Genomic DNA, 12,988 nt, shown 5'->3' on the forward strand with positions numbered 1-12,988 from the left:
CCCGCACGGTCATGTCTCACCGAAGCTCACAGCCCCGCATAGATGCCGTTGACCTTTACGATGGCGTCCTCCGGCGACATCTCCTCGCTCTCGCCCGTACGCCGCGAGGTCAGTTCAACCACGCCGTTCTTCAACCCACGCGGACCAACCGTAATCCGCCACGGCAGACCAATCAGATCCATCGTCGCGAACTTCGCGCCAGCCCGCTCGGAGCGGTCGTCATAAAGCGGATCGAGCCCCAGCGCCTGCAACCCTTTGTAGAGCGCCTCACAGGCCGCGTCAGTGGCCTCATCGCCCTGCTTGAGGTTCACGATACCCACATGGAACGGCGTCACGCCCTCGGGCCAGATAATGCCACGCTCGTCATGGTTCGCCTCAATGAGTGCTCCGACCAGACGGCTCACGCCAATGCCGTGCGAGCCCATATGAACCGGAACCCGCTCGCCACCGGCCGTAACCACGGTCGCGCCCATCGGTTCGGAATACTTCGTGCCGAAATAGAAGATCTGGCCAACCTCGATCCCCCGCGCCGTCCGGCGCCGCTCCTCCGGCACCTCCGCGAACACCGCCTCGTCGTGGGTCTCGTCGGTGCGGGCATAGCGTGAGGTAAATTCCTCCAGCACCGCCTGGCACTGGCCCACATCGGTGTAGTCGATCTCGCGGTCACCGAACGTCAGATCGGTGATCTCACTGTCATAGAACACCTCCGACTCGCCCGTTTCGGCCAGCACAAGGAACTCATGCGTGTAGTCGCCGCCAATCGGCCCGCCATCCGCGCGCATAGGGATCGCTTTCAGCCCCATCCGTTCATAGGTCCGCAGGTAGCTCACCAGATGCCGGTTATACGCGTGCAGCGCATCCTCCTTGGTCAGGTCGAAGTTGTACCCGTCCTTCATCAGGAACTCGCGCCCGCGCATCACGCCAAAGCGCGGCCGGATCTCGTCGCGGAACTTCCACTGAATATGATACAGCGTCAGTGGCAGATCCTTGTAGGAGCCAACCGCGCTGCGGAAAATATCCGTGATCAGTTCCTCATTCGTCGGACCGTAAAGCAGATCGCGCTTGTGACGGTCACGGATGCGCAACATCTCTTCGCCGTAGTCGTCATAGCGTCCGCTTTCCCGCCAAAGATCCGCCGACTGCAACGTCGGCATCAGCAGGGGAACATGCCCCGCCCGCTGCTGTTCCTCGTGCACGATGTTCTCGATCCGCCGCAGAACCTTGAAGCCAAGAGGCAGCCAGGAATAGATCCCCGCCGCCGCCTGCCGGATCATCCCCGCACGCAGCATCAGCCGGTGACTTGCGATCTGGGCCTCGGAAGGTGTCTCCTTCAGGACCGGCAGAAAATAGTTGGAAAGACGCATGTAAAAACTCCGGAACGGGAACGGCTGACCCGATCTATTCCATGGCGGAGAAGGGTGCAATGCCGGGCGGTTGCACCACCAAGCCATGCGCAGAATGAAGTTCCGCATTGCATTTCTTGCAAAGGTTTGTTTAATTCCCCTCGCCGGACAACGAGTGAGGTCCAAAAAGGACCAAAACGACAGAGGCGCCACTCAAAGAGCTGCCCAAGTCTATCGCCGTTGCGCACAAGGCCCAAGTCTGGGGGGACCGAATTAAAGCGACCTGCACCGGCAGGTCGCTTTTTTCGTGAAAGCAAGCCCTAATCAGGCACTTACATTGTGACATTAATGTGAATTGACAAAACCGCAGGTTGCAGTGACTTCAAGTCACTCGTCTAAAACGATTTTTCCCGTCACGTTGAGGCACTGCGCCAGGGAGTGCAGACGCCGCTCAACAGAATTCCCGAAGCATTCCCGGGCGTTGTCCCGAAGCGTGAGAATCAGTTGATCCTTTGTCAGTTTCAGCTCGGTATTCTCCAAAACACCGATCGCCGAGCCCGAAAGCATGGCCCCAAGACGCATGGCACGGCCAAGAATATCCGACTGCGCCCGCTGGTCACCCTGCAATAACGTCTCGTAAGCTTCGACCACCCCTTCCGGCGCCTTGGCCTTGTAGCGCTTCAGCAGCGACAGCCCAAGGAACACCCGCTCACTGTGGTTGATCCCGGAGATGTTTGCACGCGTCACCGACGCAAAACACAGCTCCGCCCGGAAGTCCGGATGCCCCCGCCAGTTCACGTCATGTATCAGACACCCGGCCCGCACGAGGCGCAGAAAGCACTCATCGGCATCGGGGAACAAAGGCTTGATCCACTCATAGAGCGTATCGCCAAAACCCGGCATGCGCGCTTGGCTCTGCTCCATGTGCCGGCTGACCTCAATCAGCGGATCCATCGCCCGCATCGTGCCCGGCATCTGCCGGTACAAAAGCCCTTCCCGCAGACCATATGCCGAAACCACAACCCGCTCCGGGTTGGTCTGCCTGATCAGTTCGCTCAGCACCGGCGCCACCGTCGGCACCAGGGACAGACGCGCCACGGAGGTGCCGGAATTGTTCGACATCTCCTTCACGTCCTGATCGGGGAGCCAGTCCAGTGTCTCCTGAAGCTGCTCAATCGGCGGGCTGTAACCATGCAGCACCGACAGGGGATAGCCGGTGCGCACCATGTCCATCCGTGCAATCGCACGCCATGACCCGCCCACCAGGAACAGCCGCCCGACCTTGCCATCAAACCCGCTGTAGAGCGCCTTGATCTTCTTGCGGATGAATTTCAGCCGCTTGTCCATCTCGGGAATGTCATTGAGCTTCAGCGGCCCCAGCGGCGTCGTGCCGCAGTTCAGGATCTCGCCCTCGTCAATCGCGGCCAGTTCCATGGACGACCCGCCCATGTCGCTCACCAGGCCCTTGGCCTTCGGCCAGCCCAGCATCACGCCATTGGCGGCCAGCCGCGCCTCCTCATCACCGCTTGCAACATGGATGGGCAAACCCGTTTCACGCTCCACCGCGTCGCAGAAATCCGGCCCGTCCCGCGCATCGCGCACGGCGGCGGTCGCCACCGCAATCAGGCCCGACAGTTCCATCCGGGCGGCCAGCGCCGTGAACCGGTGCATCGCGGCCAGGGCTTTCGTCCAGCCCTCAGGGTTCAGCCGGCCGGTTTCGCTCAGACCGGCACCGAGACCGCACAGAAGTTTCTCGTTGAAAAAATACGCCGGGCTACGCGCCATGCCGTCAAACACGACCATGCGCACGGAGTTCGAGCCAACGTCAATCACGCCGATCCGGCTCAGCCGGGCTTTCGCCGCTTCCTCTATATCCAAACCAGGAAATTTCCCCGCAGCGAAAATCGATGACGTCACTTCTGCTCCCCAGCCTTCTCAGCAGACCGGGCGGACACTACAGCAGATTTTCATGAGGTCAATCGCGGGTCGGCGGCTAATTTCGCCCGCCGACCCCGCCAGAAGGCATCAACCGCTCGTCATGTCTCCGACACGTTTGCGGCCGGAAATCAGGTCATGCACGTCCTGTGCACCCACACGGCCCCGGCCCGAGAGCGACGGGTTCTCCATGAAGAAACTGTGACAGCTGAACGGGTTCGGGTCCGTATTGCCGGTATCCCGTGCGAAACTTCCATCCGGCTGCGCGACCCAGCTCTGGGCAATGTCATGCATGTTCGCGGCCATGATCTGGTCGAGAATCTGCGCATGAACGGTCGGGTTAGTAATTTCGACCAGTGTCTCGATCCGCCGGTTGAGGTTCCGCTCCATCCAGTCGGCGGAGCTGATATAGACCCGCGCCTCCGGCGACGGCAACCCGTGACCATTGCCGAAACAGGCAATACGGCTGTGCTCCAGGAACCGTCCGATTATGGATTTTACCCGGATGTTCTCACTCAGCCCCTTCACGCCGGCCCGCAGGGAACAGATCCCGCGCACCACCATGTCGATCTTCACTCCGGCCTGGCTGGCCTCATAGAGCGCGTCGATAACTTCCGGCTCGGTGATCGCGTTGACCTTCACCCAAACCTGCGCCGGACGCCCCGCTTTCGCGTGGGCAATCTCCTCCTTGAGGCTCTCAAGGATGCGCGGCTTGATCATGTGCGGCGAAATCGCCAGCGCCTCGAGGTTCTCGGGCTTCACATAGCCGGTCACGTAATTGAACACCCGCGTCGCATCGATCCCCATGGCCTTGTCACAGGTAAAGAGCGACAGGTCTGTGTAAATGTTCGCCGTGCCCGGATGATAGTTGCCCGTGCCGAAATGGCTGTAAGTCACCAGCTCATTGCCCTCACGGCGCACCACGGTCGAGATCTTCGCGTGGGTTTTCCAGTCCACAAACCCGTAGACCACCTGAACACCCGCCCGCTCCAGACGCCGCGACTGGCGAATGTTCGCCGCCTCATCAAAACGCGCCTTCAACTCAACCAGCGCCGTAACCGACTTGCCGTCCTCGGCCGCCTCGCAGAGTGCGGCCACAATCGGACTGTCCCGGCTGGTCCGGTAGAGCGTCTGCTTGATCGCCACCACGTTCGGATCGCGCGCGGCCTGCTGCAGGAACTGAACAACGGTGTCGAAGGTCTCATAGGGATGATGCAGCAGCATGTCCTTCTGCTGAATCGCCGCAAAAATATCGCCCTCAAAATCCTGCACACGCTCTGGCACACGCGGCGTGAACGGCTTCCAGAGCAGATCCGGCCGGTCAATCCGGCAGAGCGCCGAGAGGTTGGCAATACCGATGATGCCAGGAATTTCCACAACCTCGTCCTGGGCCACACCCAGCGAGCTTACGACCAACTGGCTCAGGTCATCCGGCGCATCAGCCGTCATCTTCAGCCGCATCACGTCGCCACGACGGCGGCGCTTCAGTGCGGTCTCAAACTCCCGCACCAGGTCCTCGGCCTCTTCCTCAACCTCCAGATCGCTGTCGCGCAGCACACGGAAGGCACAGCTGCCCAACATGCTGTAACCCGGGAACAGCCGGTCGACAAAAACCTCCAGCAGACCCTCCAGCGGCAACAGGCGCACCTGCCCCCGCGGCCCGTCGGGAAGGCTGATAAACCGCTCGACCTGTGCGGGCACCGGCAGCAGCGCATCCAGATCACGGCCCGTCGAATCCCGGCGCAGTTTCAGCGCCATGGCAAACCCGCCGCTCGGGATAAACGGGAACGGGTGCGCCGGGTCAACCGCCAGAGGCGTCAGGATCGGGAAAACCTGCTCGAAGAAATAGGTCTCGAGCCCCTCCATATCGACCTTGCGCAGGTCCGACGGCCCAAGGATCTCGATCCCCTCCGCCCGCAGCAGATTCTGAATCTCCTTCCAGGCCGCCTGCTGACGCGCCATCAGACGCCGGGCTTCCGACTCGATCTTCTGCAACTGACTGTTCGGACTCAGCCCATCAATACTGGTCGACTGCGACCCCTGCCGCACCATGGCCCGCAGTCCGGCCACACGCACCGTGTAAAACTCATCGAGGTTGGCCCCCGAAATCGCGAGAAACCGCACCCGCTCCAAAAGCGGCACCTTCGGGTTCTCCGCTTCCGACATCACCCGCCAGTTAAACCCAAGCCAGCTCAGTTCGCGGTTGATGAACCGGTCCAGTCCGCTGATGTCGAGACCAGGCACGTCGCGCCCCGCCGGAGCCGGATGGTTCAGAAAATCGGCCAAAACCGGTAGCGTTTCGGTGGTGTCCGGAGTCCGGGTTTCCGGTTTGATTTCGGTGGCGGTTGCGTCTTCCATGGTACCTCTATTCTAAAATCCCCGACTATATATGGGGATTCCAACACGGTTTTACGACAAATCCCGCCAATTACGAACGCATTCCGGACAAAATTCCGCCGCGCCGTCAATCAATGCCCGTAAAGCCCCCGGATCAGGCCCAACCTCCTGGGTCGCCCAGGCCAAAGAAACGTCAGCCCGCCCCATCTCCCGCCCGCAGAAACTCGGAGGCCAGATACACGTTCACCGGCCGTTTCAGCTCGAGCGCCCGCCGGTCCAGTGCCGCCACCAGGCTCTCGGCCGCGGCAATCGAGCGGTCCATGCGCGGCACCAGATACCGGATCAGCTCCGGGGCCACCTCAACCTGACGGTCGGCAAACAGCTTGACCAGCACCGCCGCCAGCAGGGCATCATCCGGCGGCGTCAGCCACGCAACCCCCGCCACCCGCAAACGGCTTTCCAGGTCTGGAAGGGTCAGCCCCCACTCCCCCGGCGCCTCCCGCGCCGTCAGCAGGAGCGACCCGCCATTGGCGCGCAGGTGGTTGCAAAGGTGAAACAGGACCTCCTGCCGCCCGTCCCGCCCGGCAACCCCGTCCGCATCCTCCAGAACGAAATTCGCATCACCCGCCACAGCCTCCAGCGACAGGTCATCCAGATCATTCACGTGCAGGATCCGCGCGCCCGCTTCCGCCGCCCACACATGCGCCAGATGGGTTTTCCCCGACCCCGCCGGTCCGGCCAGCGCCATGCGCCCCTCGGGCCAGGCGGGCCAGGTGTCGATCTGTGCAAGGGCCAGCTTGTTGGTGGGCGAAACGAAATAATCCGACCGCCCCAGCGCCGGTCGAACCGGCAGATCAAACGCCAGCTGTCGGGCAGTCACCACCGCCTCAGTCCCCTAAATACGGGTCACGCCCCATGTAAAGCGGGCTCTGCTGGTACTGTCCCACCAGGAACCGCCCCAGCACGCCCAGCGCCGCCGCAACCGGCACGGCCACCAGCATACCGGCAAAGCCAAACAGGCTGCCAAACACCGCCAGAGCCAGGATCAGCAGCACCGGATGCAGCCCCACCGACTTGCCGATCAGCTTCGGCGACAGGATGTTGCCCTCAAAGAACTGACCAAACGCAAAAATCGCCACCGTGGCCGCAATCCAGACCGGCGTCTCCCAGAATGAAAACACCGCAATCCCGATCGACAGGATCCCACCCGTGAGCGAACCGACATAGGGAATGAACGAAAGAAGCCCCGCGACCATCCCCACCAAAAACCCGTAGGGAAGCCCGATAAGCGTCAGACCAATCGCGTAAAACGTGCCCAGAATCAGACACACGGTCACCTGCCCGCGCACAAACCCGGCCAGAACCCGGTCGATGTCCTTCGCCAGACGCCGGATTGTCGGCGCGTGTTCCCGCGGCAGCAGCTCATCAATCCGCTCCACCATCCGGTCCCAGTCCAGCAGCAGGTAAAACGCCACCACCGGTGCCACGACCAGCAATACGACGAAATCCACCACCGCCAGCGACGATGCCAGCGCCGTGTTGATCAGTTCCGGCCCAACCTGGCTGATATGCTCCTGCACCGTGGCCAGCCCGCGCTGCAGCATGCCATCCTCGCCATCAATGCCAGGCACCCTGGTGATCAGAAACTCCTGCGCGCTCCTCACAAGCCCGGGGAACGCCTCCACCAGATCGCCAATCTGGCCGACCATCGCCGGAACGATCAACACCATGACCAGAACAAACAGGATAACGGCCCCAAACGCGATCAGCACCGTCGACATCAACCGGCTCAGCCCCATGGCCTCCAGCCGGTCCGCGACGGGATCAAGGAAATACGCAATTGCCGCGCCGAGCATGAACGGCAGCAGCGTCTCGCCCAAAAACCACAGCATCAGCGCAAACAGGATAAAGCAGACGCCCCAGATCATCGCCTGACGTTTCGGTGATACCATGTTCCCGCTCTCTCCCTGGCGCCCCGCACGGGGCCACGCCGCTGCATTAGCCAAATATGCCGCCGCGCACAATGCGCCGCAATGGACATGCACTCCTCCCGGGGATAGGCTTGCACCCGTGACCATGACCCGCACCCGGCTGACATCCCTGATCCTTGCCACCGCGCTTGGCATGCCGCTTTCCGTGGACCGGGCCAGCGCCCAAAACCCGTTTCAGCGCCAGGCCATGCCCTCCATCGGCAACCTCGATCCCTCCGGCACACCCCGACCGCCCGCCGCTGACCGGCTGTTGAACCAGCGCGTGCTGCCCGACGAGCTGCGCCCCGTACCGCGTCCGCCAGTGTCCAACCCCACCGCCCATAACTGCGTGCGTCTGTTCGGAAAACGCTGGTCCTGCGCCACCTCCCCGAACCGCATCACCACCATCGACGGCGACGACCCGGCACCCGAACCACCGGCGCAATAAACGGAAAAAGTCGTAACAACGGCCATTTCGTGCTACCGTTAACCATTATTTCCCGGGTTTTCGGAGGTCATTTCATGTGCGGTCCCGCTCCCTGCCACAATCCCGTCAACTGCATCATCCCGCCGCACATGCTGCGGGTGATGGCCCTGCGCGGGGACACGAGCGTGCAGAAAATGGCGAAATCCATGCTCAAACAAAACGAATCCGTGCGGGAGGAACGCGCCGAACACACCTCCGGCGGCATGGTCCCCAACGCAGGCCGTCAGGGCGCTTTCGTCACCTCGGCGCTGGCCTTCATGGACACCCGGACGCACACCTGCGACCGGCAGATCTACGATGGCGACAACAGGGCCAGCCTCCCCGGCACGCCCGTCCGCACCGAGGGCCAGGACCCTACCGGCGACCCGGAGGTCGACCGCGCCTATGACGGCGCCGGCGTCGTCTTCGACCTCTGCTCGCAGGAGTTCAACCGCAACTCACTCGACGGCAACGGCATACCGCTGAAAGCCACCGTCCACCACCGCAGCAAATACAACAACGCCTTCTGGAACGGCGAACAGATGGCCTATGGCGACGGGGATGGTGAGATATTTCAGACCTTTACCGAGCTGTCCGTCATCGGTCACGAAATGTTCCACGGCGTCGTCCAGTTCTCCGGCGGCCTGATCTACCAGGGCCAGTCCGGCGCCCTGAACGAGAGCATCGCGGACGTCTTCGGCACCATGACGGTGCAGCGCCACCTGGACCAGGATGTCTACGGGGCCGACTGGCTGGTGGGCAAGGGCATCCTCGGCCCCAACATCAACGGCGTCGCCCTGCGCTCCATGAAAGCCCCCGGCACCGCCTATTCCGACAGCCTCATTGGCCAGGACCCGCAACCCTTCCACATGGATGTCTATGTCGACACGACCTCCGACAATGGCGGCGTCCACATCAACTCCGGCATCCCCAACCACGCCTTCTATCTTTACTGCATGTATGTGGGCGGCAAATCCTGGGAAAAACCAGGCCAGATCTGGTACCGCGCCCTGCAGCAGATCAACAACCCGATGGCGACATTCGGCGACTGGGCCGCGGAAACCCTCGACGCCGCGATCGACATCCACGGTACCGGAAGCTGGGAATACCTTATGCTCCGCCGGGCCTGGAGACTTGTCGGAATAGCGGTCTGACCCTACGTTTAGGGAATGGCAGGAACGACACTAACGGCGGGATGTACGGCAATGCTTATTGAAATCGTATCGAGCGGCGGCTTCGGCGGCGTCGCCACACCACCGAAAAAGCTCCACATGGACACCGCGGCCACCTCCGAGGAAAAGCGCCAGGCCTATTGCGACGCGTTCGACCCCGACGCCCTGTCCAATCTCAGCGTCGATGGCGGCAACCCCAACGCCGCCGACCTCGCGCTCTACACCATCTCTGTCACCGACGACCAGGGCGAGGAACACGTGTTCCAAATCCAGGAGGACGCCATTCCGGATGAACTCCTCGATTTGATCGACGGGATGTAATCTGCCGCGATAGCGCAACAGCCTGCCCAGCCCCGAGGCACGACGCGCCATGCCCGACCTCGGGTGGGCTTCGACCCGCCTGACGTAGCGGCGCGACAAAAGCACCCGGACGATTGAGCGGTTACTGACGTTGAATATGCCCTCCCATGGGGGAGGTCGGGCATGGCGTGTCGTGCCGACACACCGGGAGAGCAGCCAGGTCAGCGCCCCGCGCGACCCGGCCTTAAATCACATGCCTTCGTAAATCGGGAACTGACGGCACAGCGCCACGGCACGTTCCTTCACGGCGTCCTCAACCGCGGCATTTCCGGCCTCGCCGTTCTTCGACAGACCTTCCATTACCTCGCAGATCATCTTGCCGATTTCCGTGAACTCATCCGTCCCAAACCCGCGCGTGGTGCCCGCGGGCGTCCCAAGCCGGATACCGGAGGTCACAAACGGTTTTTCCGGGTCAAACGGAATACCGTTCTTGTTGCAGGTGATATGCGCCCGGCCCAGCGCCTTCTCCGCCGCCTTGCCCGTCACGCCCATCGGCCGCAGGTCCACGAGCATGCAGTGGTTGTCCGTGCCACCCGACACAACTCCCAGACCACCGGCCTGAACCGAGGCCGACAGCGCCCGCGCATTGGCCACCACACTGCCCGCATAGGCCTTGAACTCGGGGCGCAGCGCCTCACCAAAGGCCACGGCCTTGGCCGCGATCACATGCATCAGCGGACCACCCTGGAGGCCCGGGAACACGGCCGAGTTGACCTTCTTGGCGATCGTCTCGTCATTGGTCAGGATCATGCCGCCCCGCGGACCACGCAGGGATTTATGCGTCGTGGAGGTCACGACATGCGCATGCGGCAGGGGCGAGGGATGCTGCCCACCGGCCACCAGACCCGCGATATGGGCCATGTCGACCATCAGATACGCACCAATGGAATCGGCAATCTCACGGAACGCCTCCCAGTCCCAGACGCGGGAATAGGCGGTACCACCGGCGATGATCAGCTTCGGACGGTGCTCCTCGGCCCGCGCCCGTACCTCATCCATGTCCAGCAGGTGATCCTCCTCACGCACACCGTAGGAGACCACGTTGAACCACTTGCCCGACATGTTCACGGGCGAGCCATGGGTCAGGTGACCACCGGAATTGAGGTCGAGCCCCATAAACGTGTCACCGGGCTGCAGCAGCGCCAGGAACACGGCCTGGTTCATCTGGCTGCCGGAATTGGGCTGCACATTGGCGAACTCACAACCGAACAGCTCCTTGACCCGCTCGATGGCCAGGTTCTCGGCCACGTCCACAAACTGACAACCGCCGTAGTAGCGCCGTCCGGGATAGCCTTCGGCATATTTGTTGGTCAGAACCGACCCCTGCGCCTCAAGCACCGCGCGGCTGACGATGTTCTCGGAGGCGATCAGTTCGATCTCCTCGCGCTGCCGCCCCAGTTCATCACCGATCGTTCCGAAAATCTCCGGATCGCGGCTGGACAGCGTTTCGGTGAAAAAGCCCTTGTCATTGAACGTATCGTACACGGCGGGGTCCTCGCGGAATCTGGATGTGGTGATGGCGCGTTGGATAGCGTGATTGTCCCGCCTGGGAAAGCCCGGAAATCCCGCCAAAACACCCCCCGGACGGACAAATCCCCGCGATCCGGCGCCCTCGCGGCCTCCAGGCACCCCGCAATCGCTCCAATCACTGCGCCACGAACGTCCCCGCAGCACGGTTAACTGCCTGGAAATCAGGCACTTGAGTTTAACGGGAGGTCAGGTGAAGGTAACCACCGGACAAACGGGGCGGAACGGACCATTGGCATTCAAAAACATTCACTTCGTGGCAAGCTCCGTACCGCTTGCCCGTGAGGCGCTTGCGAAGTTCTCCCACCGCTTCGGCCAGACACCCGCCGACAAGGCCGATGTGGTCGTGGCACTGGGCGGCGACGGCCTGATTCTCTCGACACTGCAAAAGTTTCAAAGCCGCAACCTGCCCGTCTACGGCATGAACCGGGGCACGGTCGGCTTCCTGATGAACACCTATTCCGACGACAGCCTGCTCGACCGCCTCAATGCGGCGGAGGAGGCCGTCATCAATCCCCTGCGCATGTTCGCCACCCAAACGAACGGCGACAGCGTTGAGGCGCTGGCCATCAACGAGGTCTCCCTGATCCGCTCCGGCCCCCAGGCCGCACGGCTCCGCATCCTGATCGACGGGCGCGAGCGCATGGCCGAGCTGGTCTGCGATGGCGCGCTGGTCTCAACCCCGGCGGGCTCCACCGCCTACAACTATTCCGCCCACGGCCCGATCCTGCCCATCCGCGCCGACGTGCTGGCCCTCACTCCCATGGCCGCCTTCCGCCCCCGCCGCTGGCGCGGTGCCATTCTGCCGCGCGAGGCCAAAGTGACCTTCGAGGTGCTGGAAGCCGAAAAGCGCCCCGTCTCGGCCGCCGCCGATTCCGCCGAGGTCCGCGACGTCCTGCGTCTCGACATTGCCAGCGACAGCACCATCGAACACCGCATCCTTTTCGATCCCGGCCACGGCCTCGAGGAACGCCTTATCCGCGAACAGTTCGCCTGACGCACGAACAACGCCGCCCGCAACAAACGGACGGCACCCAAAACCGTACGGAAACGGCCTCAGCGGATCACCGCATCACAAGCCAGTACGTATCACCCACGCCGCAGTCACCGCCCGCCTTCCGCATCCGGCGGCAGCCCCGCTCGGCGGCACCGGTCTCGAAGAAATCAGCCTCCAGCGCCGCAACACGCTTCACGCTCCGGCACGCATGGTCACAGCCCGCGCCTTTCGCGGCCCGAACCTCCGACCGCGCCTTTTGATCCCGGCCCGCGCCGGCCGGCCGCTCGCCAATCCAGGCCGTCCGGTACGCCGTGCCCCGCTGCTGACGCGAAACCCCGACCTTGCGCTCAAGGATCGGCGCAATGGCCTCGGAATGATCCGCTCCGGCCGTCACGTCCGCCAAAGCTACGGGGCCGTGCTCACGAACATCAAACGCCTGGGTGGCAATCGCGAGAATTCCAAATACGGCCGCGACCGCAACTGTTCTAACAATGTATTTAGTCATGGTTCAGCTCCGCAAATATAAATCAGTATTGAAGCCGTTTTACGAACAAACCCGCTGGTCTTCTGTGTCCTCCATCACATCAATTCAAATAATCCTAAAATTGATGCCAATCCGCCCAAACGGAACCCGGCACCCGACCGGCGCGTTGACCATATGAACCCCGTATTCAAGGAGGAAACACCATGCCGGCCAAATCGAAGGCACAGCAGAAAGCGGCGGGCGCGGCCCTGTCAGCCAAACGCGGCGAAACCCCGAAATCCGAACTCCAGGGCGCGTCTAAGGAAATGTACGAGTCCATGACGGAGGACGAACTGGAAGACTTCGCATCCACCGATCACGATGATCTGCCTGAACAGGTCGACGACTGATACGCACG

Annotated in this window: 12 protein-coding genes; 5 read left to right on the top strand and 7 right to left on the bottom strand. The window is 62.4% G+C overall.

Annotation, left to right across the window (positions count from 1 at the left end):
• Positions 1–26: 26 nt before the first annotated feature.
• The 5 genes from proS to ACP15P_RS16600 all read right to left on the bottom strand — a co-directional run bounded on the left by proS (position 27) and on the right by ACP15P_RS16600 (position 7,567).
• On the bottom strand, positions 27–1,364 hold the full coding sequence (gene proS / locus ACP15P_RS16580; protein WP_424929568.1) for a proline--tRNA ligase: 1,338 nt from the start codon (positions 1,362–1,364) through the stop codon (positions 27–29).
• A 366-nt stretch (positions 1,365–1,730) separates the two neighbouring features.
• Positions 1,731–3,221, bottom strand: coding sequence for a Ppx/GppA phosphatase family protein (locus ACP15P_RS16585; protein ID WP_424929569.1), 1,491 nt, complete (start codon positions 3,219–3,221; stop codon positions 1,731–1,733).
• Positions 3,222–3,368: 147 nt separating this feature from the next.
• Positions 3,369–5,636, bottom strand: coding sequence for an RNA degradosome polyphosphate kinase (locus ACP15P_RS16590; protein WP_424929570.1), 2,268 nt, complete (start codon positions 5,634–5,636; stop codon positions 3,369–3,371).
• Between the two features lie 172 nt (positions 5,637–5,808).
• Positions 5,809–6,495, bottom strand: coding sequence for a P-loop NTPase family protein (locus ACP15P_RS16595; protein WP_424929571.1), 687 nt, complete (start codon positions 6,493–6,495; stop codon positions 5,809–5,811).
• A 7-nt stretch (positions 6,496–6,502) separates the two neighbouring features.
• Positions 6,503–7,567: an AI-2E family transporter gene (locus ACP15P_RS16600; protein ID WP_424929573.1), complete on the bottom strand. Its 1,065-nt coding sequence runs from the start codon at positions 7,565–7,567 to the stop codon at positions 6,503–6,505.
• 118 nt (positions 7,568–7,685) lie between these two features.
• On the opposite strand from ACP15P_RS16600, the gene ACP15P_RS16605 reads away from it, so the two are divergent.
• The 3 genes from ACP15P_RS16605 to ACP15P_RS16615 all read left to right on the top strand — a co-directional run bounded on the left by ACP15P_RS16605 (position 7,686) and on the right by ACP15P_RS16615 (position 9,544).
• On the top strand, positions 7,686–8,033 hold the full coding sequence (locus tag ACP15P_RS16605; protein ID WP_424929574.1) for a hypothetical protein: 348 nt from the start codon (positions 7,686–7,688) through the stop codon (positions 8,031–8,033).
• Between the two features lie 74 nt (positions 8,034–8,107).
• Positions 8,108–9,205, top strand: a complete 1,098-nt coding sequence (locus ACP15P_RS16610) for a M4 family metallopeptidase (protein ID WP_424929575.1) — start codon at positions 8,108–8,110, stop codon at positions 9,203–9,205.
• 51 nt (positions 9,206–9,256) lie between these two features.
• Positions 9,257–9,544 carry a protealysin inhibitor emfourin gene (locus tag ACP15P_RS16615; RefSeq protein ID WP_424929576.1) on the top strand — a complete coding sequence of 96 codons (288 nt, stop codon included), beginning with the start codon at positions 9,257–9,259 and terminating at the stop codon, positions 9,542–9,544.
• A gap of 228 nt (positions 9,545–9,772) precedes the next feature.
• On the opposite strand, the gene glyA is transcribed toward ACP15P_RS16615, so the two are convergent.
• Complete coding sequence (glyA, locus tag ACP15P_RS16620; RefSeq protein WP_424929577.1) at positions 9,773–11,068, bottom strand: serine hydroxymethyltransferase; 1,296 nt, start codon at positions 11,066–11,068, stop codon at positions 9,773–9,775.
• Between the two features lie 274 nt (positions 11,069–11,342).
• Between glyA and ACP15P_RS16625 the strand changes: the two genes are divergently transcribed.
• A complete protein-coding gene (locus ACP15P_RS16625) occupies positions 11,343–12,107 on the top strand; it encodes an NAD kinase (RefSeq protein WP_424929578.1) in 765 nt (254 codons plus the stop codon).
• Positions 12,108–12,174: 67 nt separating this feature from the next.
• Here the strand turns inward: ACP15P_RS16625 and ACP15P_RS16630 are convergent, their stop codons facing one another.
• Positions 12,175–12,612, bottom strand: a complete 438-nt coding sequence (locus ACP15P_RS16630) for a hypothetical protein (protein WP_424929579.1) — start codon at positions 12,610–12,612, stop codon at positions 12,175–12,177.
• A gap of 182 nt (positions 12,613–12,794) precedes the next feature.
• Here ACP15P_RS16630 and ACP15P_RS16635 point away from each other — a divergent pair, with 182 nt between their 5' ends.
• On the top strand, positions 12,795–12,980 hold the full coding sequence (locus ACP15P_RS16635) for a DUF3008 family protein (RefSeq protein WP_424929581.1): 186 nt from the start codon (positions 12,795–12,797) through the stop codon (positions 12,978–12,980).
• The last annotated feature ends 8 nt before the right edge of the window (positions 12,981–12,988 follow it).

Origin of the sequence: Amaricoccus tamworthensis (assembly GCF_049800875.1) — a bacterium.
Taxonomy (GTDB): Bacteria; Pseudomonadota; Alphaproteobacteria; order Rhodobacterales; family Rhodobacteraceae; genus Amaricoccus; species Amaricoccus tamworthensis.